Here is a 22,492-nt window from a genome sequence, read left to right as displayed (position 1 = left end):
TCAGCGCCAGGGTTCGCTGACCGTGCGCAGTGTGGCGGCGGTGGCCACGGCGGCGGTGACCGCTTCGTGCCCCTTGTCCTCGTTGGAGCCTTCGAGTCCGGCGCGGTCCAGGGCCTGTTCCTCGTCGTCACAGGTGAGCACGCCGAATCCGACGGGTACGCCGGTGTCGACCGTGACCTGGGTGAGCCCGTTGGTCACGCCCTGGGACACGTATTCGAAGTGGGGAGTGCCCCCGCGGATGATCACGCCGAGGGCGACGATCGCGTCGTAGCCACGGCCGGCGAGGACCTTGGCCACCACCGGGAGCTCGAAGCTGCCGGGGACCCGGAGCAGCGTCGGCTCGTCGATGCCGAGGTCACGCAGGGCGCGCAGGGCCCCGTCGACGAGGCCGTCCATGACCTTCTCGTGCCACTGGGCGGCGATCACCGCCACCCGCAGGTCTCCGCAGTTGCGTACGGACAGTTCGGGTGCGCCCTTGCCGCTCATGTCTCTCCTGTGTCTTCGCGCGTTCGTGTGTGCGTCGGTGCTTACTGGTTGCCGCAGGCCGACGCCGCGGCGTCGAGCCAGGGCAGGTCGTGCCCCATCCGGTCCCGCTTGGTGCGCAGGTACCGCAGGTTGTGCTCACCGGCCTGTACGGGCATGGGTTCGCGCCCGGTGATCTTGAGTCCGTGCCGTACGAGGGCGGCGGTCTTGTCCGGGTTGTTGGTCATCAGCCGCAGGGTCCGCACGCCGAGGTCGCTCAGGATCTGGGCGCCGGCGGCGTAGTCCCGGGCGTCGGCGGGCAGCCCGAGTTCGAGGTTGGCGTCCAGGGTGTCGGAGCCGCGCTCCTGGAGTTCGTACGCGCGCAGCTTGGACAGCAGTCCGATGCCGCGGCCCTCGTGCCCGCGCAGGTAGACGACGACCCCGCGCCCCTCGGCTGTGACGCGCTCCATGGAGGTGTGCAGCTGGGGGCCGCAGTCGCAGCGCTGGGACTGGAAGATGTCCCCGGTCAGGCATTCGGAGTGGACCCGGACGAGAACGTCCTCGCCGTCGCCGATGTCGCCGTGGACGAGTGCGACGTGCTCGACGCCGTCGACGATGGAGCGGTAGCCGTACGCGGTGAAGGCGCCGAAGGTGGTGGGCAGCCGGACCTCGGCCTCGCGGCGCACGGTGGGCTCGGAGCTGCGGCGGTAGGCGATCAGGTCCTCGATGGAGATGATCGTGAGGCCGTGCTTGCGGGCGAACGGGACGAGCTCGGGGAGCCTCAGCATGACGCCGTCCTCGCCCGCGATCTCGACGATGGCGCCCGCGGGGCGCAGCCCGGCGAGCCGGGCCAGGTCGACGGCGGCCTCGGTGTGGCCGTTGCGGACGAGGACACCGCCGGAGCGGGCGCGGAGCGGGAAGACGTGGCCGGGGCGCACGAAGTCACCGGGGCCGGCCCTGCCGCCCGCCAGCATCCGGAGCGTGGTGGCGCGGTCGGCGGCGGAGATTCCGGTGGTCACTCCGTGCGCGGCGGAGGCGTCCACGGAGACGGTGAAGGCCGTCTGCATCGACTCGGTGTTGTGCGTGACCATCTGCGGGAGTCCGAGGCGGTCCAGTTCGTCGCTCTCCATGGGCGCGCAGATCAGACCGCGGCACTCGCTCATCATGAACGCGATGATTTCGGGGGTCGCCTTCTCGGCGGCGATGACGAGGTCGCCCTCGTTCTCCCGGTCCTCGTCGTCGACGACCACGACGGGCCGTCCGGCCGCGATGTCGCGGATCGCCTGTTCGACGGGGTCGAGCGAGAGGTCATCCAGGGTGCGGTCGTGCAACCAGGTGGGCTGGGCAGTCATGCCGTGGCTCCTTCCAGAGCGGGTGTCCGCGTACGCAGCCACCAGTCGCGCATGCCCCACAGGACGAGGGCGCCGTAGACGACGTAGATGAGACCGGAGAAGGCGAGTCCGCTGTGGAAGTTGAGCGGTACGCCGACGAGGTCGACGAGCAGCCAGGCGAACCAGAACTCGACCATGCCGCGGGCCTGCGCCAGCATCGCGACGAGCGTGCCCGCGAAGATGTACGCGTCGGCCCACGGGCTCCAGGAGAGCGAGGGGAAGGCGGTGAAGAGGCCGCCGACCGCGAGGGTGCCGACGACGGCGCCGCCCAGCAGGTACGCGCGCTCGCGCCAGGTGGCGAAGCGCACGGCGATGGATCCGTCCTGCGCCTTCTGCCGGCCGCGGGTCCACTGCTGCCAGCCCCACACGGCGACGGCGATGACGATCAGCTGCTTGCCGACGCTGCCCGCCTGCTGCACGGAGACGTTGGCTGCGACGAGGACGACGCCGGACAGGAGCTGGGCCGGCCAGGTCCAGACGGAGCGGAGCCAGCCGAGGGCCAGAGCTATCAGGCCGATCGTGTTGCCGAGCATGTCCGACCAGATGATGTGCTGCCCGAAGGCGGTGAACGCCTCGGAGTTCAGCCAGTCGACGGTGCTCATGCGACCGGCTCCCCTGCTCCGGGCACGACGCCGTGGCCGAGCAGCCGCTCGACGTACTTCGCGAGGACGTCCACCTCCAGGTTGACCGGGTCGCCGGGCTCCTTGATGCCGAGCGTGGTCAGCGCGAGGGTGGTGGGGATGAGGCTGATGGTGAAGTGGTCGGAGCCGGCGTCGACGACGGTCAGGCTTACTCCGTCGACGGTGATCGAGCCCTTCTCCACCACGTAGCGGGTCAGACCGGCGGGCAGGGAGATCTTCACGATCTCCCAGTTTTCGGAGACCCTGCGCTCGACGATGTGACCGGTGCCGTCCACGTGCCCCTGGACGATGTGGCCGCCGAGGCGGCCGCCGAGGGCCATGGGGCGCTCCAGGTTGACCCGGGAGCCGACGGCGAGCGCGCCGAGGCTGGAGCGGTTCAGCGTCTCCGCCATGACGTCGGCGGTGAACTCGTTCTCCCCGAGGTCCACGACGGTGAGGCAGACGCCGTTGACGGCGATGGAGTCGCCGTGTTTGGCGCCCTCGGTCACGACGGGGCCGCGCAGTCGGAAGCGGGAGGCGTCGTCGAGCTTCTCGACGGCGGTGACCTCACCCAGTTCTTCGACAATTCCGGTGAACACTCAGTTTCCCTTCCGGGCAGGAACGGGGACGGCGGTGATGCGCAGATCGGGGCCGATACGGACGGTCTCGGTCACATCGAGGCGCAACGCCTGGGAGATGGTGGAGATTCCGGCGTCCGCGAGGGCTGCCGGGCCGGCGCCTAGGAGGACCGGAGCGAGGTAGCCGACGACGGTGTCGACCGCGCCCGCGGCGACGAAGGAGCCGGCCAGGACCGGCCCGCCTTCGAGGAGTACGGAACGGATGCCGCGGCCGTGGAGGGCGGCGAGCAGCGCGTCGATGTCCAGGCCGGGCCCGGTGGCGGCGCGCGGCAGGCGCAGCACGGCGTCCTCGGGGAGATGGCCGGCCTCGGCGTCGTCGGCGACCGCGATCAGGGTGGGCGCGGACCCGTCGAGGACCCGGGCTCCGGGGCGGACGGCGGTGGCGCCGGTGTCGACGACCACCCGGAGCGGCTGAACGGCGCCCTCGAGGCCGCGTACGCCCAGCTGCGGGTCGTCGGTGCGGGCGGTGCCGGAGCCGACCACCACGGCGTCGGCCTCGGCGCGCAGCCGGTGGACGTCGGCGCGGGCCTCGGGGGAGGTGATCCAGCGGCTGGTGGCGTCGGCGGCGGCGATACGGCCGTCGAGGGTCGCCGCGTACTTCCACAGGACGTACGGGCGGCCGAGGCGGACCGAGGTGAGCCAGGCGGTGTTACCGGCCTCCGCCTCCTCGGCGAGGAGGCCCTGTTCCACGTCGACACCTGCGGCGCGCAGGGTGTCCGCACCCCCGGTGGCCTGCGGGTTCGGGTCGCTCACCGCGTACACGACACGGCTGATGCCGGCCTCGACGAGCGCCTGGGCACAGGGACCGGTGCGTCCGGTGTGGTTACAGGGTTCGAGGGTGACCAGGGCGGTGCCGCCCCGGGCCCGCTCGCCGGCCTCGCGCAGGGCGTGGATCTCGGCGTGCGGCCCTCCGGCGCGCTGGTGGAAGCCTTCACCGGCCTGTTCCCCGGCGGCGTCGAGGATGACGCATCCGACGACCGGATTCGGGCTGGTGGCGCCGAGTCCGCGGGCTGCGAGCGTGATCGCCCGCCGCATGGCGGTTCTTTCGGCTGCGGTGGCCACCGGGTCCTCCTGCCTCTTCGGGCACGGACTCCGGGGCCTGTCGATGACGACAGATGAAGCGGAACGCAACAGGGGAACGCCGAAAACCGAAGACACGGATGTGGGCGTCCCAGGACTACTTCCCGGAACACATCCGCCGACGGCGGCGTACCTGTGACGGCCCGCCGCGCACTGCCTCCCATCCGGACTTTCACCGTCGGTCCAGGAATCTCACCTGGTCAACCGGCCGCTGGATGCGGACGGGTCGCGGACTATAACCGCCGGTTCGGAATTACACCGACCCCGGAGTGCGCTGCTACTGGTACACGGTCATTGTGCCACGGAGGGGAGCGGTCCATGTGGGTGACTTCTGTGGGGCGGGTCACAGAGCGTGGGTGCGGTTGCGCAGGTAGTGGCCGGGGCCCAGGCCTGAGACGCGGCGGGGCCCCGCCTCGTACGTTGCTCAGCTGGCGGCGAGCCTAACGAGCCCGGCCCACGCATCTGGCCCGACGGTCAGCACGGGGCCCCTGACCTGCTTGGAGTCGCGGATGTACACGCGAGTCGCTTCGGCGGCAAACTCCACACACTCGCCACCGTTGCCGGTGCTATAGCTGCTCTTACGCCACGCGACCTCGACGCACTCCCCGCCGTCGCCGGTGCTGTAACTGCTCTTGAACCACTCCAACTCTGGCGCAGTCGGTTCAGTGCGTCGAACGATCATTTCTCTCCCAGAAGTTTCTGGACGAACTCCGAAGATTCACGCGGGGTAAGCGCCTGCGATCGGATGATGCCATAGCGGGCTTCGAGCTGGCGGACCTTCGCTTGGCCCGTGTACAGACGGCTGTCACCTTGCGCTTCGGTGTAGGCGATGCGCTGCCCTTGCACCGTGTCGATGAGCGTGAACGGCCCACCCAGTGCCCCGTGATCCTCCCTGTCGGTCGGCATCACCTGGATCTCAACATTACGCTTCTGGCCGATGAGCAGTAGCTGTTCCAGCTGACCAGATAGCACCGCCTGCCCGCCAACAGGTCTCCGGAGCACCTCCTCATCGACGATGAAGCTCAGCAGCGGAGCTGGGTGCCGGTCGTAGATCGCTTGCCTCGCCAACCGACCTGAGAGTCCACGCTCAATCGCGTCGTCGTCGAGCAAGGGGCGCCGCATCTGGAAAACAGCACGCGCGTACTCGGTCGTCTGCAAGAGACCGGGGATCGCGTAGACGCCGTACACAGACAGCGCTATGGCCCCGGCTTCCAGCCCGGCCATGTCCCGGAAAAACGCCGGGTACTGCGACCGCACCAGCTCTTCCTTCAGCGCCATCAGAAGCCCACCGGCATCCAGCACCCGGTCCGCCTCGTCGACGAACTCCGGCTGCGGGATGCGCCGCCCCTGCTCGAATGACGCGATGGACTGCGCCGCGTACCCCACCCGCTTGCCGAACTCCGCCCGGTCCAGCCCCGCCCGCAGCCGCAGCAGCTTCAACTGCCGCCCGAACGCAACTGCCACACTGTTCTCCGACTTGCCCTCCGGATGCACCCCCGGCGACGTGCCCGCCCCCGAGTCCATGGCCGCCGCCTCGTCCTGCGTCATCGCCACCGCCTGTCCCACGTACGTACACGCCTCGGCCCATCGCGTACAACCAGCCTGCGAAAAGCGGCTCTTCAAGGCCTCGTCGCACCGACGGCACCGGCCCCGGGAGGCAGCGCCCGCTCCGGCTCGTCCCACTCGGGCACCGTAACGACCCGCCCTCTCGCACGCACACCATTCCCGCCGCGTTCCATCGAAGGAGTGGCCCGACGCTCGGCTTCCAAGCGCCGAGCTTCGAGCGTCGAAATCGGATCGTTCACTCGTTGGGAGGACGCGATCAGGGGCGCGGGCCCGAGGCTTGAGCTTCGGGATTCGGGGGTCGGGATGCGAGCTTCGAGACCCGAGCGATGTTGTTCAACCGGTAGGTAGAAGAAGGGCTTTGGGAAAACCTCCCCACCCTCCCCACCCCGTCACGGCCAGCCGATATGACTAACTGTGATCAGCTTGCGGCGTACCGTCACGCCTGCTTACGGTGCCCCCAACGAATCGACCCCGACGCGGTGCGCAAACACCAGGCCGGGGTCTCACCCCAAGATCGAAACGGACGATCTCGTGGCTACCGAGCACCTTAGCCCTGCCCTTCGCGCACCCGCATCCTCGCGCCCGTACGCGAAAGCGCGCCCCGGCTACGGCAAACGAACCGCAGCAGGCCAACACGACCGCCGGGCAGACGACTTCGCCCTGATGCCGGAGCGCGAGCGGTACATCGCCGGATACGTCGACCGACTCCCCGACGGTGCGGCCATGGACATCAAGTCGCTGGCCAAACACCTGCCCCTGTACGGCCAGATGGCCGTCTCCAGCGCGTTGAAGGCTCTCGGCGTGGCCGGACATCTGCGTCGCGTACGGTGCCTGGCCGGCGAAGGCGACCAGGTCCGCTGGGTCTCCCGCACCTACTGGTCGCGTACCGCCCGGGACAACGAGTGGTGGGACGCGTTCCTGGCCAGCGAGGGCAGCCACTCCACATCGGAAGCGACGCCCACTCCCCCGCCCACCGACACGGCCCCGCGAGCGACCGCACCATCTGCCACCACACCCGCGCCCGCCGCGCCTCCTCCCACCACGCCCACATTGCCCAAGCAGCGCACCTCGGTGAGTCCACCGGCCGCAGCCTCTCCGGCATACCTCGCCCTGGCCCAACTCGGCCGCCGGGACACGCGCCTGGCACTTTCGGCAGCCGACTGCCGCGCCCTGGAGCCCCTGGCCGCCGACTGGTTCGCGCGCGGTGTGGACGCCGACTACCTGACCCAGGCCCTCACCGCAGGCCTCCCCGCGCAGGTCGGCTCCCCCGTCGGCCTCGTACGCCGCCGCCTCACCGACAAGCTGCCGCCGCACGCGCCCAGCACCCCGGCCCCCGCCACAACCGCCGCCCCGAAGCGCCGCCTCCTCGCGGAGTGCACCGAATGCGGTCGCCCCGGCTCGCCCGAAGCGCTCCCCGACGGCCTCTGCCGCCCCTGCCGCACCGCCCCGCCGGAGACGCCCGCCATCGCGCCCGCCGAACGCGACGTCCACGCACTGGTCGGACAGCTACGCGACCTGACCCGCCTGCCCTGACCCCCTTCCAGCCTGCTCCTCCTGCGTACAGCTCCGTCCCTCTCCACGTACACCCGGGCCGCGACAGCGCGTAACGCCTGGTCACTTTCAGTGAGTGGGCGTCAGTGTGGAGGAATGACCGACAAGCAGCCGCTTCTCCCCGTGCGACCGACGCGCGCCCCACACGCTCGCTTCCCCTGGCACCACTTCACGTTGCGCTTCAGTTCCACGCCTCGGGGCGCCCGTCTCGCCCGGCGCCTGGCCGGCGAGCGCCTCGACGCCTGGGGTGTCCCGTACGGGAGCGACGCGCATGATGCGTTGCTGCTGACCGTCGCCGAGCTCAGCAGCAACGCCGTACGCCACGGTCACGTATCCGGCCGCGATTTCCGGCTCCGCCTGTCCGCCGAGGGCACGGCCATCCGCGTCGAGGTCACCGACACCCGAGGCGAGCGCATGCCCACTCCCACCGACCCGGCCTCACCCGATCAGGAGGGCGGCCGTGGCCTCCTGCTGGTCGCCGCCCTGGCCGACCGCTGGGGCTGGTATCCCTGCGCTGACGGTCCGGGCAAGACGGTATGGGCGGTCCTGGAAATCGCCCCGTGCCCCAGGCAGCAGCATTCCAGCCAGTAGGCGATTTACGTTGCACTCGAAAATCCGTGCGTGTGATGATCCCACGCATGACCACGGGTGGGGACGGGATACCGGAGCAGCAGCGCAGGCGATCACGGTTGGCGGACTTGGACGATCTTTCGGGGCCGCCTCCCGAGCGGGCACCCGCTGCGACGTCGGTAGAGGCCGAACAGGAGCAGTTGCGTACGGCCCGCCGAGAGTTTGCTGTGTTGCTGGGTGAGTTCCGGCGTACGGCGGTGTTGGTGCCGCTGGACGAGGCCGGGGATCTGTGGTCGGCGGAGCAGAACGGTGTGCGGTGGATCTGTGCGTTCTCGGATGAGGAGGCGTTGGCCCGGTTCGCGCTGGCTCGTGGGGATGCCGGGCGGGAGTGGACGTATCAGGCCGTTCTGGGTGCCAGGTTGCTGGATGTGATGGTGCCGTTGCTGCCGGGGCCGGCAGGGGTGGCGCTGGATGCAGGCAGTGCGGACGGCATGTTGTTCCCGCCGGTGGCGGACATCGTGCCGGACGCGGTCGCGGTGGATCTCGGGGGGATGCAGTGAGCGGGGAGAACGCGAATCTTCAGGTGCCGCCGGAGGCGTTGGCGGAGATCGCGAAGGGGATCAACCTGGCGCATGCGGAGCTGAAGGAGCTTGGCATGATCGGGGAGGCGTCGACGGGCCGGGGGTTCTCGGATCTGGCGTTGTCGGGCCTGGAGTTGGGGCATGGCGGGCTGACGTCGGAGTTCGAGACGTTCTGCAACCGCTGGGAGTGGGGTGTGCGGGCCCTGACGCAGAAGGGGAACGGCTTCGCCCTGGGGGTGGGGCTGTCGGCGGGTTCGTATGCGGAGCAGGAGCAGTACGTCAAGGACTCGATCAAGATCGGTGTGAACTCCCTGAACGGGAATCCGCATGCGACCGAGGACGAGGTCAAGGGCATGAGCTGGGACGCGATCAGCACCCAGTCCGCGTACGACAACCCGGACTGGAGCTTGGAGTCGATGAGCCAGGCCCAGGGCGAGGTGAACCAGACCTGGAAGGACACCGCCTACGACGTGGAGGACGCCGCGCTCGACTCCATGGAGCGCAACGGGATGGTGGACCCGTCGTTGCGTTCGGAGGTGGATGAGCGGCTGAAGGAGCACCTGGATCCGTCGCAGGGGGCGGTCGATCAGGCTGAGCAGCCGCGGTGGGGGGAGAGTCGCTGATGGTCGACTGGGGGAAGTGGGGCGACGCCCTTTACGACGGTGCGGGCAATCTCGTCGACAAGGGCAAGGAGGTCGTCGGCGAGGGCATCGACAAGGGCACCGATGTGCTCGGCTCGGGGCTGGAAAAGGTCGGTGCCGATGAGTGGGCCGACAACGTCGAGGACTGGGGCGATGAGACGGCATCCTCGCTGGGTGCGAACGTCGGGGAGCAGCAGCTCGGTCAAAGTGAGGAAGCGAATGAGCTGATCCACGGCAGGCCGGAGAAGATCAGCGCGGCGGTGAAGAATCTCCGCGACTTCCAGAAGGCTTTCGATCTCGTCGGCGGCGGGATGAAGAAGCTCGACTCCGGTCACTGGAAGGGCGAGGCCGCCGACGCCTTCCGCGCCAAGTTCCAGACGCTGCCCACCGACTGGCTGCGCGCGGCGAACGCGTTCGAGGACGCGGCCAAGGCGTTGGAGACGTACGCGGGGACGGTCACCAGCGCGCAGGCCAAGGCCGGTGAGGCGATCGCCCTCTACGAGGAGGGCAAGCAGGACTACGAAACTGCTGCTGCCGCGTTCAAGGAGAAGGCGGAGGCGTACAACGCGGTCCGCAACACCGACCATCCCCTCCCGCACCCAGGAACGTTCTCCGACCCGGGCGCGGCCAAGCGCCGGCACGCGCAGGAGATCCTCCAGCGCGCCCGGCAGGCGCGTAACGACGCTGCCGAAACGGCCAAGGGCACGATCACGGCAGCGATGGCGCACGCTCCGAAGGAGCCCACCGGCCTGGACCGGGCCAAGCAGGAGCTCATCGACTACGGAATCGGCCAGTCCATCGAGCTGGCCCACGTCGGCGGCGGTGTCATCAAGGCCTCCGCAGGACTGGTGAACTTCGTCCGCTCGGTCAACCCGACCGACCCGTACAACCTGACGCACCCGGCCGAGTACTACAAGGGCGTCAACATGACGCTCGCCGGCCTCGTCTCCACCGCCGCCAACCCCGACCGCGCACTAAAGAACGCCTGGGACGCGGCCAAGGGAGACCCCTCGGAATTCATCGGCCGGCTCCTGCCGGAGCTGGTCGGCACCAAGGGTGGGGGACTCATCAAGGGCGGCCTGCGGGCCGGAATGAAGGACCTCCCCGAACGCCCCAAGGGCCCGAACCGCCAGGGCCACGAGAACAACCCCGACTCCAACGGGCAACAGTGCAGCAAGGTCGAGTGCGCCAACGACCCCGTCGACGTCGCGACCGGGCGCATGCTGCTCCCGCAGACGGACATCGTGCTGCCGGGATCACTGCCCCTGGTGTTCGAGCGCGTCTTCGACTCCTCGCACCGCGCCGGCCGCTGGTTCGGCACCGGCTGGTCGAGCACGGTCGACCAACGCCTGGAGATCGACGCGGAAGGCGTGGTCTTCAGCTGTAACGAGGGAAGCCTGCTCGCCTACCCCCACCCGGCGCCCGGCGTTCCCGTCATGCCTACCCACGGCCGGCGCTGGCCCCTGGACCGGGTGGGCGACGGCTACACCATCACCGACCCCGAAACCGGCCAGATCCGTCACTTCGTCGACCAGCCCACCGGGGAGCTGGCGCTCCTGGCCCAGATCGACGACCGCAACGGCCGCTGGATCTCCTTCGAGTACGACGAGGCAGGCGCTCCGACATCGATCGTGCACCACGGCGGCTACCACCTGAAACTCACCACGCGCGGAGGCAGGGTCACCGCCCTGCACCTGGCGGGCGCCGCCCCCGACGGCACCGATCAAGAGATCCTCCGCTACGGCTACACCGACGGCCACCTCACAGCAGTAACCAACTCATCGGGCAAGCCCCTACGCTTCGACTGCGACGAACTGGGTCGCATAACAGCGTGGACGGACACCAACGGCAGCCGGTACGAGTACGTCTACGACGAACACGACCGCTGCGTCTACCAGACCGGCACCAATGGTCACCTCGAGGCCCACTTTGCCTGGGACGACACCGACCCCGACACCGGTCTGCGCATGACATCCATGACGGACAGCTTTGGCCACACCACCCGGTATGTGATCAACGACCGCGCGCAGGTCGTCGCCAAGGTCAACGCTCTCGGCGCGGTCACCCGCTACGAACACGACCGATACCACCGACTGCTGTCCGTCACCGACCCACTCGGACTCGTCACCCGTTACTCATACGACGCGCAAGGTCGGCCTGCTGCCCTGGAGCGACCTGACGGGCGCAGGACAACGATGGAGTTGAACGCTCTGAGCCTGCCCGTTCTTGTACGTCGAACAGACGGCACCGTTCTGCGTCATGCCTACGATGCACGGGGAAATCGTGTCTCGACAACAGATTCTGCAGGCTCGACGACCCGGTTCTCATACAACGACTCGGGTCATCTCATATCTGCAACGGATGCCCTAGGCTGCACCTCGTGGATCCGCTGCAACCCCGCTGGGCTTCCCGTTGAGTTCACCGATGGGGCAGGCGCCAGGATCCGATACGTCCGAGACGCCTTCGGCCGCCTGTCCGCAGTCACCGACTCTCTCGGCGCAATCACCCGCTTTGAATGGACAGTCGAGGGGAAGCTTGCCCGCCACGTCGCCCCGGACAATAGCACTCAGTCCTGGATATACGATGGCGAGAACAACTGCATTTCTCACACCACGTCGACCGACGGGACAACCCATTTCGAATACGCGGACTTTGATCTGCAGGTGGCCCGAACCGGTCCGGATGGTGTCAGATTCGAGTTCAGTCACGACGCCGGGCTTCGTCTGACACGGGTTACCAACCCACACGGGCAGTCCTGGACTTACGACTACGACCCGGCCGGCCGGCTCGTGGGCGAGACTGACTTCGATAACCGCACGCTGAGTTACACGTACGACCACGCAGGCCATCTCAAATCACGTACCGATGGCATTGGTCAGACTGTGGAGTACGAGCGCAACGCGCTTGGCCAAGTGCTCCGCAAGACGGCACCTGACGCAGTCACCACATTCGAATACGACATATTCGATGAACTCGCTTTGGCTACCGGCCCAGATGCGACATTGATGCGACTGCGTGATCGATATGGCCGACTAAAGTCAGAAACTGTTAACGGCAGGAAACTTGAGTTTACTTACGACGATCTCGGCCGCAGAACAGGACGTGTCACACCGAGCGGTGCGATCAGTACGTGGAATTATGACCTATCCAGCCGTTGCAGTGAACTGACTACTGCAGGACGCACGTTTCAGTTCGAATATGATTCAGCTGGTCAGGAACTCGTCCGGCGGGTCGGCACATCACTATCCCTGCAGAACGTCTTCGACATTACAGGTCGAGTCACCAGCCAATCCGTGACTGGCCCACAAGGAAAAATCATCCAGCGCCGCGCTTACGGCTATCGCGCCGATGGGCATCTTAAGAGTGTGCACGACGATCTCAACGGCACTCGCACCTTCGGCCTCGACATTGCGGGCCGGGTGACCACGGTACTCGCGGGCACGTGGACAGAACGGTACGCGTATGACGATGCGGGTAACCAGATCAGTGCGGTCTGGCCAACCTCGCACCCCGGGCAGGAAGCCACAGGGCCTCGCGCCTACAGCGGCACTCGCATCACGCGGGCAGGAAATGTTACCTATGAGCACGACGCGCAGGGACGCGTTGCGTTGCGCAGAAAGCAGCGAATTTCCCGCAAACCGGATATCTGGCGCTTCCAGTGGGGCACCGAAGACCGTCTCGCCGCCGTGGAAACCCCTGACAGAACTCTTTGGCGCTACCTCTATGACCCTCTGGGGCGACGTGTAGAAAAACAGCGGTTGACCTCTGACGGCATAGCAGAAAGGGTGGAGTTCACCTGGGACGGCCCCATTCTGTGCGAGCAGGTGACACACTCTGCGGCACTCCCTCACCCAGTCGCGCTGACCTGGGACTATCACGACACGCGTCCAGTTGCCCAGACGGAACGCATACTGAACAAGGACACACCTCAGAGCGAGATAAACGAGCGCTTCTTCGCAATCGTCACCGACCTTGTCGGCACGCCGAGCGAACTCATCGACGAGCAAGGGTGTATCGCATGGCGGACGCGTGCCACGCTGTGGGGAGCGACCACCTGGGCAGCCTCCAGCACCTCATACATGCCGCTGCGCTTCCCGGGCCAATACTTCGACTCGGAAACAGGGCTGCACTATAATTTCCACCGCTATTATGATCCCGAGACAGCGCGGTACTTCAGCGCTGATCCACTCGGTCTGTCGCCTGCACCAAACCCCAGCACCTACGTTCACAATCCCCATACGTGGACGGACCCTCTAGGGCTGTCACCATGCCCGCGTGGGCCCTACGACTTCCGAGAACCAAATCCTTCCCACCCACCCAGCGGAAACCTCACCGACGCAATGAGAGCGGCCCCCAGTGGCCCGGAGATCGACTGCTCTGATATCGCTTCCTTCATATCTCGAAGAGCAGATGGCGAAGGCAGGATAGTGCACTACACAACTTACTCAGGCAGCGACATCAGAATCCCTGAACGCGGCGGCGCAAATATCGAGGACTACCTCTTCCATGAGGTATACACAGACGGACGTTATATCTATGACCCAACTCTCGGCAACAACCCTATCCCCCTTGGGGATTACGAACGAGCGCTGCGACTGACAAACGACGGAGAGAAAATAATTCGAAATAATGGAGATTACAAGATGCCGCCCCCGTGGGGCCGGCGTTGAGAACGGCAGGTAAGGCAGACATGAAGCGCAACGAGCGGGCAAAACAGGTACTGAGTCGATTCGGTGACGTGGTGTGGTTCAGGTCGCCGACAGAGCGTCACCCTGTCTATGGATACCTACAAGTAGCATTTGTTGGGTGGCGCTATGCCGAACCTGATGACCAGTTGAAAAAGATCTTTGAATCGGCCGTTCGAGAAACCCCAAAGCAGGTCGAGTGGACGTTCAAGTCGACCAGGAACTGGATGATCGTCCCCTCGCGATTGATCCAGGAGGCCGGGCCTGATGGTCAGAACTTCAACCAGGCAATGGACTTGATCAGACAGTCCGACGAGGACTTCTGTGCAAAAACCGCTGGAGACCTTGAAAAGATCTTCCAGACACTCTCCGAGGCCCCCATTACCCGAAAAGAGATTCAACCTGAATAGGGAACTTGACAATCGGGCTACGAATCGTTTGAACTTGCGGGCCCCAGACTCACGAAGCACGTTCGGATGATCACGAGGCAGCTGTAACGCGAGATGCGGTGCCGGCCTCAGCGGACCGAAACGGAGCGCGCCCGGCGCTCCGCCTCCGGTGACCGGAAAGTGACGCCCCCCACTCGCTCCCGCAGCTTCGCTGGACTGGAGATTGCCGCACGGAGAGACTTGGCCCCACCACGTCCGGTCCACGCGCCAACACGCGTCGGCCCTCAGTACACGCACACACGGGGGCAAGGTGCCGGAGCAGCCGATCGCCGGGCGGTACGAGCTCCTGGAGGAGCTCAACAGCGGCGCATGGGTGACGTGTGGCGTGGTTACGACGCCGTGCTGGACCGGCCGGTCACCGTGAAGGTGGTCCGGCGGCAGGCCGTTGCCGGCTCACCGCAGCTGGCCGAGGAGTTCGCCAAGCGATTCAAGCGCGAGGCCCGCATCACCGCGCGCATCCAGCATCCCGGCGTGCCGCAGGTGTTCGACGCCGTGCTGGATGACGCCCATGAGCGGCTGTTCCTCGTCATGGAGCTGGTCGACGGCGTCCCCCTGTCCGCGTGCCTCCACCCTGATCACCCACTGCCCGTCAGCTGGGCGGTGGCCGTCGCAGCGCAGGTCGCCACCGTGCTGTCGCACGCCCACGACGTACCCGTGATCCACCGCGACCTCAAGTTGAGCAATATCCTGGTCACAGAGGACGGAACGGTGAAGGTCCTCGACTTCGGGATCGCGGCGATCCTGCGGACGGATGTCACCAAACTGACGGCGACCGGCAGCCCCATCGGGACCTACCAGTACATGGCGCCGGAGCAGGTTCGAGGCGGGCGGACCAGTCCGCAGACCGACCTGTACGCGCTTGGCTGCGTATTGCACGAACTGCTCAGCGGGAGGAGCCTGTTCACCGCCGACAGCGAGTAACTAGTGATGTACCAGCACGTGAACGCCGCACCGACCCCGCTGCGCCTACTTCGGCCGGATGTACCGGCGCCCCTGGAAGACCTCGTCCTGCACCTGCTACTCAAGGCGCCCGAGGCCCGGCCCTTCGACGTGCAAGAGGTGTACGAGCGGCTCCGGCCCTTCCTGCCGTCACCCGGCGAGAGACCGGCGCCCGATGAGGCGGGGCCGCGGGGAGCGCCCGATCCTACGGGCGTCTTCCGTCTTCCGTCAGCCGTACGCCCCGCGCGCCCGCGCCGGTGCGGGCAGGGCCGTACCCACCACGGTCGATCCGAACGCCGCACCTCCGGTTCCCGTGGCCGTACCGGAGCAGCTGCGGGAGGAGATCGCGGAGGCGTACGCGCACTCAGACGCGCTGCTGGACGAGGAGCGGTTCGCTCAGGCCGCCGAGGTGCTGAGCGAGATTATCGAGCCGGCTGCGCACGTTCTCGGTGCCGAGAACACGAAGGTCCTGGAGCTCCGGACTCAGCGCGCCGCGATCCAGCTACTCGGTGGGGACTACCGGGCGGCGCTGCCCGAGTTCGAAGCTCTGGCCGACGCGTACGCGCGTACCGGTGGCCACAGCAGTACGCATGCCCGTGCGTGCCGAGCCCAGGCTGCTCGGTGCCGCGCCGAGCTGGGCCAGGCCACCGACGCGCTGGCGGCGCTGCGGGCGGTTCTGGACGTCATCCGGGCGGTAGACGGCGACGTGAGCGAAGAAGCGGTCGAGCTGCGCCGGGACATTGGCACGCTGTTGCTGGCCCAACTGGAAACGCTCAAACGGGCCCGCGACCCTCACATCAGGACCATTCGCATCAATCAAAGCACGCGTGGCGTCGTCCTCGCGCCGGACAGCGGGGACAACTTCGTACTGCTGCGGGTGATGCCGCACGACAAGGCAATCGCGTGGGCGATCAAGCAGAAGGCCAGCATCAACACGGTCACCCGGGCCGTGGAGATCCGGGACATCGCGATGCTCGACGAGCTGACCCCGGCGTACGAGCGCATCGCCCCGGCTCCCCATCAGCGCCTGTTCGCGCATGTGTCCGACGGCGACATGACGGCACTCGGTATCGACGGGACCACGCTCCGCCAGGCCCGCGCCCTCACCGACGCGGAACAACTGGAGATCTTCGCCCCGTACTTCCCGCAGGACCAGCGCGAGGTCCTGGAATACCTGGCGGCGGGCTTCAGCGTGGAGGAGGTCTGGCGCGACGTGGTGTCCGTCAGCATGTCCACCGTGTCCGCCGGCGACCCACCCGTGGACACCGAGGACTTCGCGACCGCCATCCGGCGCACCCGGGCCCGTATCGCTCTCGTCACCGCGTCCGAGGAGCTCCGCGACATCCTCGCCAAGCCGTTCGCCGCCTGGCGGGTCTTCCTCCACCCGTCACAGCACAAGGTCGCCTACCGGCCCTCCTACTCTGGCCCCGCCCAGGTCACCGGCGGTCCGGGCACCGGCAAGACGGTCGTCGCCCTGCACCGGGTACGCCATCTGCTCGGGTATCTGCGCGACGGGGATCGGATTCTGCTCACGACGTACACCAACACGTTGGTGGCCGCGCTGCGCACCGGGCTGGCCGCTCTGGTCGAGGACGAGGAGCTGCGTGACCGCGTCGACATCATGACCGTCGACGCGTTCGCGGGAAGGGTCGTGTCGACGTCACGGCGGCCGTTGCGGGGCGGCGAGGAGGAAGCCAGGTGGGAACAGGCGGCACAGGCCAGCGGATTCACCGGCACCGCGCAGTTCCTCGCCCAGGAGTACAAGCACGTGGTTCTCGCGCAGAACCTGCGGTCCCTGGACGAGTACGAGGGGTGTGAGCGGCGGGGGCGCGGCAGTGCGCTGCCGGCGTCCTCCCGCAGGCTCGTCTGGCGCACGATCGTGGAGTTCCGCGAGCGGCTCACCGCGGACGGGCTGCGCACCTACCTGGGCACGTGTGCGGAAGCCGCCGATCTGCTGGAAAGCGACGGCCCCCGCTTCCGGCACGTGGTCGTCGACGAGGCACAGGATCTGCACCCCGCCCAGTGGCGGCTGCTGCGCGCGGCGGCTCCGGCCCGGCCGGACGACCTCTTCATCGCGGGCGACCCGCACCAGCGCATCTATGACACGAAGGTGTCGCTGAAGGCGGTCGGCGTCCGGGTCTCCGGTCGGTCCACGAAGATACGCAAGAACTACCGGTCGACCCACGAGATCCTCAGCTGGTCGACCGCCCTCCTCGTAGGCCGACCCTTTGAGCAACTCGCGGACGACGCCCGCAATGAGACGCTGCTCGGCTATCGGTCGGCCCTGCACGGCTCCGGACCCGAGATGTTCGGCGGAAGCTCGGAGGCCGCCGAACTCGACGCCCTCGTCGTGCGGGTGCGAGCGTGGCTCGACGGTGGGATCGAGCCGAGTGAGATCGGGATCGGCTCCCGGTTCAACAAGAGTTGCGACAAGGCGGTCGAACGGCTCACGGCTGCGGGGATCCGCGCCGCGCGTCTGCGGGGCGATGCCGCCTCCGACCCGGCCGCCGTCCAAGTCGGCACCATGCACACGTTCAAGGGTCTGGAGTTCCGGTGCGTCGCCGTCATAGGCGTGGGCAGCGGCGCTCTGCCGTATCCGAGGGCCGTGACCCCGGCGGACGTGGACCGGCTTCAACACGAGGCCGACGTTCTCGCTGAACGCTGTCTGCTGTTCGTCGCCTGCACTCGCGCGCGGGACTGTCTGTACGTGTCGTGGTGGGGTGAATCGAGCTCGTTCTTGGTGGAGGCGGGCGCCGTGCCGTGAACCACCAGGCTTGACCGGGCCAGGGCCCGGAAGCCGCCGCCTACTCTCCCCCACCGAACAGCGCGTCCTGCGCCGCGCCCCGGGCCGCGAACAGCGCGCCGCGCAGGACCGCGCCGCCTCCCAGCGTCCCGGCCCTGACCTCCGTGCGCAGCGGTGACATCCGGGCCAGCCGTTCCTCCACCCGCGCGGCGAGCGCGTCCCCTCCGGCACGGCCGACCTCGCCGGCCAGGACTAGGCAGCCGGGGTCGAGGACGGAGACCACGGCGGCGGCTCCCAGCGCGAGGCGGTCGGCGAGCGCCGCCAGGAAGGCCTCGCCGTTCCCGTTGCCCGCACGCAGCGCGGCCCGGACGGCGGACGCGGCGGCGGGGTCCTGTTCCTGCGCGCTGTCCTCAGCGGGGGCCCCGGTGCTGATGCCGTGGTCCGCGGCCAGCCGGCAGACGGCGGCGGAACCCACCAAGGAGTGAAAGCCTCCGTCGCAGTTGACCGCGGAGGGGACCCCCGACGTGCCGGGCACCGGCAGGAAACCGATCTCCCCCGCTCCGCCCGAGGCACCGCGGCGCAGCTTCCCGTCGAGCATCACGGCGGCGCCGATGCCGCTGCCGAGCCAGAGCAGCACGAAGGTGTCGCGGTCCCGGGCGGCTCCGTCGCGGTGCTCCGCGACGGCGGCAAGGTTGGTCTCGTTCTCCACGAGGACGGTCGCGGAGAGCCGCTGCTGAAGCTCCCTGACCAGACCGCCGTGCCAGGCGGGGAGCCCGGCGGTGTTCCTGAGCTCGCCGGTGACCGGGTCGATCAGGCCCGGGGCGCCGATGCCGACGCTGTGCAGCGGAGCTGTGCCCGCCGAGCGTGCGGTGCGCTCCAGCATCGCCACGGCGCGCTCGACGGCGGGCCGCGTCCCCGTGTCACCGCCGATGGGCAGCGTGGCCTCGGCGAGCGTGACGCCGAGCAGGTCCGCGACGGCCACGGCGACGCTGTCCGTACGTACGTCGAGGGCCGCCAGGTGCGCGCGGTCGGCGACGATCCCGTACAGCCGGGCGTTGGGGCCCCGGCGGTCCGAGCCGCTCTCCCCGACGACCCTGACCAGACCGGCGTCCTGCAGCCGGTCCACCAGATCGGCGACGGTGGGGCGGGACAGGCCGGTCATGGTCTTCAGCTGAGTGGCCGTCAGCGGGCCGTCCTGCTGCAGGAGCCGCAGGGCGAGCCGGTCGTTGATGGCCCGGGCGGTGCTCGGGGATGCGGGCATGCCGGGATCCTTCCAGATCGCTGAACGGCCGACGCCGTGGGGTTATTTATCAGGCAGGGTCCCTGATAGTTTACGCTGCGCACCGCGAGACGCACCGCCGGGGGCACCGGCGGGCCGCAATTTCCAGGGGAGGGCACGGCGTATGACAGAGGATCAAGCGGTCCCGGTCTTCGGCAGGGAGCAGATAAAGCGGGCCAGATGCGCGGTCGGCGCGGTCTTCGCCGTGCACGGGGCGGTGACCGGCAGCTTCGCGACCCGGGTCCCATGGATCCAGGACCATGCCTCGGTGAGTGCGGGCCAGCTCGGTCTGGCGCTCGCCTTCCCGGCCATCGGTGCCTCGCTGGCGATGCCGCTGGCCGGCAGCGTCAGCCACCGGTTCGGGGCGCGGACGGCCCTGCGGGGGCTGCTCGCGCTGTGGACGCTGGCGCTCGTCCTGCCCGCGCTTGCGCCGAACCTGCTGACGCTCTGCCTCGCGCTGTTCGTCTACGGGGCCACCGCCGGAATGTCGGACGTCGCGATGAACGCGCTGGGCGTCGAGGTGGAGAACCGGCTCGACAAGTCGATCATGTCCGGGCTGCACGGCATGTGGAGCGTGGGCGCCCTGATCGGTTCGGCTGCGGGCACGGTCGCCGCCCACATCGGCGCGGATGCCCGGCTGCACCACACCCTGGCCGCGCTGGTGCTGACGGCGCTCGGTCTGGCCGCCTGCCAGGGAGTCCTCGACCTGCGCAGCCCGCCCGACGAGGAGCCGCCGCCGCGCTTCACCCTGCCACCGAAGTCGGCGCTGGTCATCGGGGCGGTGGGCTTCTGCGCGGTGTTCGCCGAGGGGGCCAGCATGGACTGGTCGGCGGTCTACCTCCGGGACGTCATGGGCAGCTCCGCCGGCCTCGCCGCGGCGTCGACCACCGCCTTCGCCCTCATGATGGCGATCGCCCGGATCGCCGGCGACAGGGTGGTCGACCGTTTCGGTGCGGTGCGGACCGTACGGGTCGGAGGCGCGCTGGCCACGGTCGGCGGACTGCTCGTGGTCCTGTCACCTGGTGCCGCCCTGGCGCTCACCGGCTTCGGACTGCTGGGCCTCGGCGTGGCGGTGGTCGTTCCGCTGGCCTTCGCCGCGGCCGGGCGCAGCGGCACGAACCCGAGCCGGGCCATCGCGGGCGTCGCCACCATCACGTACACCTCCGGGCTCATCGCCCCGTCCGCGATCGGCTCGCTGGCGGAGGCGACGTCGCTGCTCGTGTCTTTCGGCCTGGTGACGGTGCTGGCCTTCGGCCTGGTCCTGGGGGCCGGGGTGCTGCGGGCCGGTGACCGCAAGGTCGCGGAGGGCGGCGTACCGCGGCCGGCACCGGACAGGAGCCCGGCGGGCGGCTGACGACCGGGGCGGGGAACAAGAGCTCCACGCGCGGCGCGGAAGGACACCTCCACCTGCGGCGCGGAACGACAGCTTCCGCCTGCGGCGGGGCCGAGCGCGGGGCCGCGCCTGCTCGGCACTACCATGGCCCTGATCTTTTCCGCGGGTGGACCCCCAGGGCGCACCGCACACACCAATCAGGGAGCGACCATGGGCCTCGGCGTGCGCTGGACCTTGCACGGCGACGGAAAGACGCCCGCACCGGGCGCGGTGGTGCGCCCCGACGAGCGGCTCTCCTGGCCCCGTACGTTCGGGCTCGGCGCCCAGCACGTGGTGGCCATGTTCGGCGCGTCCTTCGTCGCTCCGTCGCACCCATGATGAACACGGACGGCCAGCACTCCCCCACAGAATAGGGGCTGGATCGGGCTGGTGTTCACCCCGCGACGGACCCTGCCGTCGCGCCTCTTATCCGACTGTCCGCCAATGATCGAAACTGTCCGAGCTCACAGGCCGGGCCTCATCACCACCCAGCAACACATCTAGGAGCAAGACCATGGCGGGCTTCGGCTGGAAGCTGCACGGCGACGGCAAGAGCCTCGCACCGGGCGAGGTCGTACGACCGGATGAGCGGCTCACCTGGGGCCGCACCGCCGGCCTCGGCGCGCAGCATGTGGTCTCGATGATCGGGGCCTGCTTCGTTGCTCCGATCTTGATGGGACTGGACGCCAACCTCGCCGTCATGGCATCCGGTGCGGCCACCATCCTCTTCCTGCTGATCACTCGTGGCCGTATCCCCAGCTATCTCGGCAGCAGCCTGTCGTTCATCGGCGTGGCCGCCGTCATCAAGACGCAGGGCGGCGACGCGGCAACCCTCACCGGGGCACTGCTGGTCGTGGGAGCGGTCCTCTTCCTGTGCGGGGCAATCGTTCGCGCCCTGGGCGCCCGCATCATCCACGCCGTCCTGCCGCCGGTGGTCACCGGCGCGGTGGTCATGCTGATCGGGTTCAATCTGGCTCCCGTCACCGCTGGCACCTACTGGCCGCAGGATCAGTGGACCGCGCTGCTCACCATGCTCTTCACGGGCTTCGCCCTTGTCGTACTGCGTGGCTTCTGGTCCCGTATCGCGATCTTCCTCGGCCTGGCCTTCGGCTACCTGATCTCCTGGGTCTTCGACCGCGTCTTCGGCAAGATCCACTCCCCCGCCGGAGGGACCGAAGCGGTCGACCACTGGCGTCTTGACCTCTCGGGGGTGGCCAAGGCCGACTGGATCGGTTTTCCCACCTTCCACGCCCCGAACTTCTCCCTCTCCGCGGTTCTCGTGACTCTGCCTGTCGTCATCGCGCTCATCGCCGAGAACGCCGGGCACGTGAAGGCTGTAGGCGAGATGACCGGCGACTCGCTGGACGACAAGCTCGGCACGGCGATCATGGCCGATGGTGCGGCCACTGTGATGGCGACGTCGGTCGGTGGCCCCGCCACGACCACGTACGCCGAGAACATCGGCGTCATGGCCGCCACCCGCGTCTACTCGACCGCCGCCTACTGGTGCGCCGCCGGCTTCGCGATCCTGTTCGGACTCTGCCCCAAATTCGGTGCCGTCGTGGCTGCGATCCCCGGCGGAGTCCTCGGCGGAATCACGGTCATCCTCTACGGCATGATCGGCCTGCTGGGCGCCCAGATCTGGGTCCGCTCCCGCGTCGACCTGTCCAACCCGCTCCACCTCGTGCCCGTAGCCGCGGGGCTCATCGTGGGAATCGGAAACGTCAGCCTGACGCTCACCGACAACTTCGAGCTCAGCGGCATTGCGCTGGGGACATTGATTGTGGTCGTCGGCTACCACGCCCTTCGGGCTCTGGCGCCTGCGCACATGAAGGACGAGCCGCCGCTCACCGAATCGGACAACCCGGGGTACGACCGATATCTTGGCGAATCTTGAGCGCTGGCGCTCCTATTGAGCTTCGCAG

At 68.3% G+C, this 22,492-nt stretch carries 18 protein-coding genes, 1 pseudogene and 1 riboswitch; of the genes and pseudogenes, 11 read left to right on the top strand and 8 right to left on the bottom strand.

Going from position 1 to position 22,492, the window contains the following annotated elements; translation table 11 throughout:
* The 7 genes from ribH to AB0P41_RS11780 all read right to left on the bottom strand — a co-directional run bounded on the left by ribH (nt 1) and on the right by AB0P41_RS11780 (nt 5,739).
* A complete protein-coding gene (gene ribH, locus AB0P41_RS11810) occupies nt 1-486 on the bottom strand; it encodes a 6,7-dimethyl-8-ribityllumazine synthase (protein WP_356712634.1) in 486 nt (161 codons plus the stop codon).
* 41 nt (nt 487-527) lie between these two features.
* Complete coding sequence (locus AB0P41_RS11805) at nt 528-1,814, bottom strand: bifunctional 3,4-dihydroxy-2-butanone-4-phosphate synthase/GTP cyclohydrolase II (protein ID WP_356712632.1); 1,287 nt, start codon at nt 1,812-1,814, stop codon at nt 528-530.
* Nucleotides 1,811-2,455: a nicotinamide mononucleotide transporter family protein gene (locus tag AB0P41_RS11800; protein ID WP_356712630.1), complete on the bottom strand. Its 645-nt coding sequence runs from the start codon at nt 2,453-2,455 to the stop codon at nt 1,811-1,813. The genes AB0P41_RS11805 and AB0P41_RS11800 overlap by 4 nt, the downstream gene beginning before the upstream one ends.
* On the bottom strand, nt 2,452-3,072 hold the full coding sequence (locus AB0P41_RS11795; RefSeq protein WP_356712628.1) for a riboflavin synthase: 621 nt from the start codon (nt 3,070-3,072) through the stop codon (nt 2,452-2,454). Before AB0P41_RS11795 ends, AB0P41_RS11800 begins: the two co-directional genes overlap by 4 nt.
* Nucleotides 3,073-4,173, bottom strand: a complete 1,101-nt coding sequence (ribD, locus tag AB0P41_RS11790; protein ID WP_365931540.1) for a bifunctional diaminohydroxyphosphoribosylaminopyrimidine deaminase/5-amino-6-(5-phosphoribosylamino)uracil reductase RibD — start codon at nt 4,171-4,173, stop codon at nt 3,073-3,075.
* A 164-nt stretch (nt 4,174-4,337) separates the two neighbouring features.
* Nucleotides 4,338-4,468: riboswitch (FMN riboswitch) on the bottom strand.
* A gap of 147 nt (nt 4,469-4,615) precedes the next feature.
* Nucleotides 4,616-4,873, bottom strand: coding sequence for a DUF397 domain-containing protein (locus tag AB0P41_RS11785; RefSeq protein ID WP_365931539.1), 258 nt, complete (start codon nt 4,871-4,873; stop codon nt 4,616-4,618).
* On the bottom strand, nt 4,870-5,739 hold the full coding sequence (locus AB0P41_RS11780) for a helix-turn-helix transcriptional regulator (RefSeq protein WP_365931538.1): 870 nt from the start codon (nt 5,737-5,739) through the stop codon (nt 4,870-4,872). The genes AB0P41_RS11785 and AB0P41_RS11780 overlap by 4 nt, the downstream gene beginning before the upstream one ends.
* Nucleotides 5,740-6,288: 549 nt before the next feature.
* On the opposite strand from AB0P41_RS11780, the gene AB0P41_RS11775 reads away from it, so the two are divergent.
* The 8 genes from AB0P41_RS11775 to AB0P41_RS11740 all read left to right on the top strand — a co-directional run bounded on the left by AB0P41_RS11775 (nt 6,289) and on the right by AB0P41_RS11740 (nt 17,937).
* A complete protein-coding gene (locus AB0P41_RS11775; RefSeq protein ID WP_365931537.1) occupies nt 6,289-7,290 on the top strand; it encodes a MarR family transcriptional regulator in 1,002 nt (333 codons plus the stop codon).
* Nucleotides 7,291-7,404: 114 nt separating this feature from the next.
* Nucleotides 7,405-7,899: an ATP-binding protein gene (locus AB0P41_RS11770; RefSeq protein WP_365931535.1), complete on the top strand. Its 495-nt coding sequence runs from the start codon at nt 7,405-7,407 to the stop codon at nt 7,897-7,899.
* A 47-nt stretch (nt 7,900-7,946) separates the two neighbouring features.
* Nucleotides 7,947-8,438, top strand: coding sequence for an SseB family protein (locus AB0P41_RS11765; protein ID WP_365931533.1), 492 nt, complete (start codon nt 7,947-7,949; stop codon nt 8,436-8,438).
* A complete protein-coding gene (locus tag AB0P41_RS11760) occupies nt 8,435-9,082 on the top strand; it encodes a hypothetical protein (protein ID WP_356712613.1) in 648 nt (215 codons plus the stop codon). Before AB0P41_RS11765 ends, AB0P41_RS11760 begins: the two co-directional genes overlap by 4 nt.
* Nucleotides 9,082-13,770 carry a putative T7SS-secreted protein gene (locus AB0P41_RS11755; protein WP_365931531.1) on the top strand — a complete coding sequence of 1,563 codons (4,689 nt, stop codon included), beginning with the start codon at nt 9,082-9,084 and terminating at the stop codon, nt 13,768-13,770. The genes AB0P41_RS11760 and AB0P41_RS11755 overlap by 1 nt, the downstream gene beginning before the upstream one ends.
* A gap of 20 nt (nt 13,771-13,790) precedes the next feature.
* Nucleotides 13,791-14,195, top strand: a complete 405-nt coding sequence (locus tag AB0P41_RS11750) for a hypothetical protein (protein WP_365931529.1) — start codon at nt 13,791-13,793, stop codon at nt 14,193-14,195.
* Between the two features lie 348 nt (nt 14,196-14,543).
* Nucleotides 14,544-15,155, top strand: a complete 612-nt coding sequence (locus AB0P41_RS11745; RefSeq protein ID WP_365931527.1) for a serine/threonine-protein kinase — start codon at nt 14,544-14,546, stop codon at nt 15,153-15,155.
* Between the two features lie 331 nt (nt 15,156-15,486).
* The gene (locus tag AB0P41_RS11740; protein WP_365931525.1) at nt 15,487-17,937 is read left to right on the top strand and encodes a UvrD-helicase domain-containing protein; all 2,451 of its coding nucleotides are present in this window, start codon (nt 15,487-15,489) and stop codon (nt 17,935-17,937) included.
* A 40-nt stretch (nt 17,938-17,977) separates the two neighbouring features.
* Here the strand turns inward: AB0P41_RS11740 and AB0P41_RS11735 are convergent, their stop codons facing one another.
* The gene (locus AB0P41_RS11735; RefSeq protein WP_365931524.1) at nt 17,978-19,177 is read right to left on the bottom strand and encodes an ROK family transcriptional regulator; all 1,200 of its coding nucleotides are present in this window, start codon (nt 19,175-19,177) and stop codon (nt 17,978-17,980) included.
* Between the two features lie 142 nt (nt 19,178-19,319).
* Between AB0P41_RS11735 and AB0P41_RS11730 the strand changes: the two genes are divergently transcribed.
* The 3 genes and pseudogenes from AB0P41_RS11730 (at nt 19,320) to AB0P41_RS11720 (ending at nt 22,464) form a co-directional block, all read left to right on the top strand.
* The gene (locus AB0P41_RS11730) at nt 19,320-20,549 is read left to right on the top strand and encodes an MFS transporter (protein WP_365931522.1); all 1,230 of its coding nucleotides are present in this window, start codon (nt 19,320-19,322) and stop codon (nt 20,547-20,549) included.
* 189 nt (nt 20,550-20,738) lie between these two features.
* Nucleotides 20,739-20,894: pseudogene (locus tag AB0P41_RS11725) on the top strand (nitrate reductase); the annotation flags it as partial.
* A gap of 187 nt (nt 20,895-21,081) precedes the next feature.
* Nucleotides 21,082-22,464, top strand: coding sequence for a solute carrier family 23 protein (locus tag AB0P41_RS11720; protein ID WP_365931520.1), 1,383 nt, complete (start codon nt 21,082-21,084; stop codon nt 22,462-22,464).
* Nucleotides 22,465-22,492 lie beyond the last annotated feature (28 nt).

This window comes from Streptomyces sp. NPDC079167 (assembly GCF_040686735.1).
Classification (GTDB): Bacteria; Actinomycetota; Actinomycetes; order Streptomycetales; family Streptomycetaceae; genus Streptomyces.
Note: the sequence above shows the minus strand (reverse complement) of the source record. Positions and strands in the feature narration are given on the sequence as shown.

Bases quoted from the DNA above. Each gene is read 5' to 3' on its own strand.
- ribH (WP_356712634.1), bottom strand. From the start codon at position 486: ATGAGCGGCAAGGGCGCACCCGAACTGTCCGTACGCAACTGCGGAGAC.
- AB0P41_RS11805 (WP_356712632.1), bottom strand. From the start codon at position 1,814: ATGACTGCCCAGCCCACCTGGTTGCACGACCGCACCCTGGATGACCTC.
- AB0P41_RS11800 (WP_356712630.1), bottom strand. From the start codon at position 2,455: ATGAGCACCGTCGACTGGCTGAACTCCGAGGCGTTCACCGCCTTCGGG.
- AB0P41_RS11785 (WP_365931539.1), bottom strand. From the start codon at position 4,873: ATGATCGTTCGACGCACTGAACCGACTGCGCCAGAGTTGGAGTGGTTC.
- AB0P41_RS11780 (WP_365931538.1), bottom strand. From the start codon at position 5,739: ATGACGCAGGACGAGGCGGCGGCCATGGACTCGGGGGCGGGCACGTCG.
- AB0P41_RS11770 (WP_365931535.1), top strand. From the start codon at position 7,405: ATGACCGACAAGCAGCCGCTTCTCCCCGTGCGACCGACGCGCGCCCCA.
- AB0P41_RS11765 (WP_365931533.1), top strand. From the start codon at position 7,947: ATGACCACGGGTGGGGACGGGATACCGGAGCAGCAGCGCAGGCGATCA.
- AB0P41_RS11755 (WP_365931531.1), top strand. From the start codon at position 9,082: ATGGTCGACTGGGGGAAGTGGGGCGACGCCCTTTACGACGGTGCGGGC.
- AB0P41_RS11750 (WP_365931529.1), top strand. From the start codon at position 13,791: ATGAAGCGCAACGAGCGGGCAAAACAGGTACTGAGTCGATTCGGTGAC.
- AB0P41_RS11745 (WP_365931527.1), top strand. From the start codon at position 14,544: ATGGGTGACGTGTGGCGTGGTTACGACGCCGTGCTGGACCGGCCGGTC.
- AB0P41_RS11735 (WP_365931524.1), bottom strand. From the start codon at position 19,177: ATGCCCGCATCCCCGAGCACCGCCCGGGCCATCAACGACCGGCTCGCC.
- AB0P41_RS11730 (WP_365931522.1), top strand. From the start codon at position 19,320: ATGACAGAGGATCAAGCGGTCCCGGTCTTCGGCAGGGAGCAGATAAAG.
- AB0P41_RS11720 (WP_365931520.1), top strand. From the start codon at position 21,082: ATGGCGGGCTTCGGCTGGAAGCTGCACGGCGACGGCAAGAGCCTCGCA.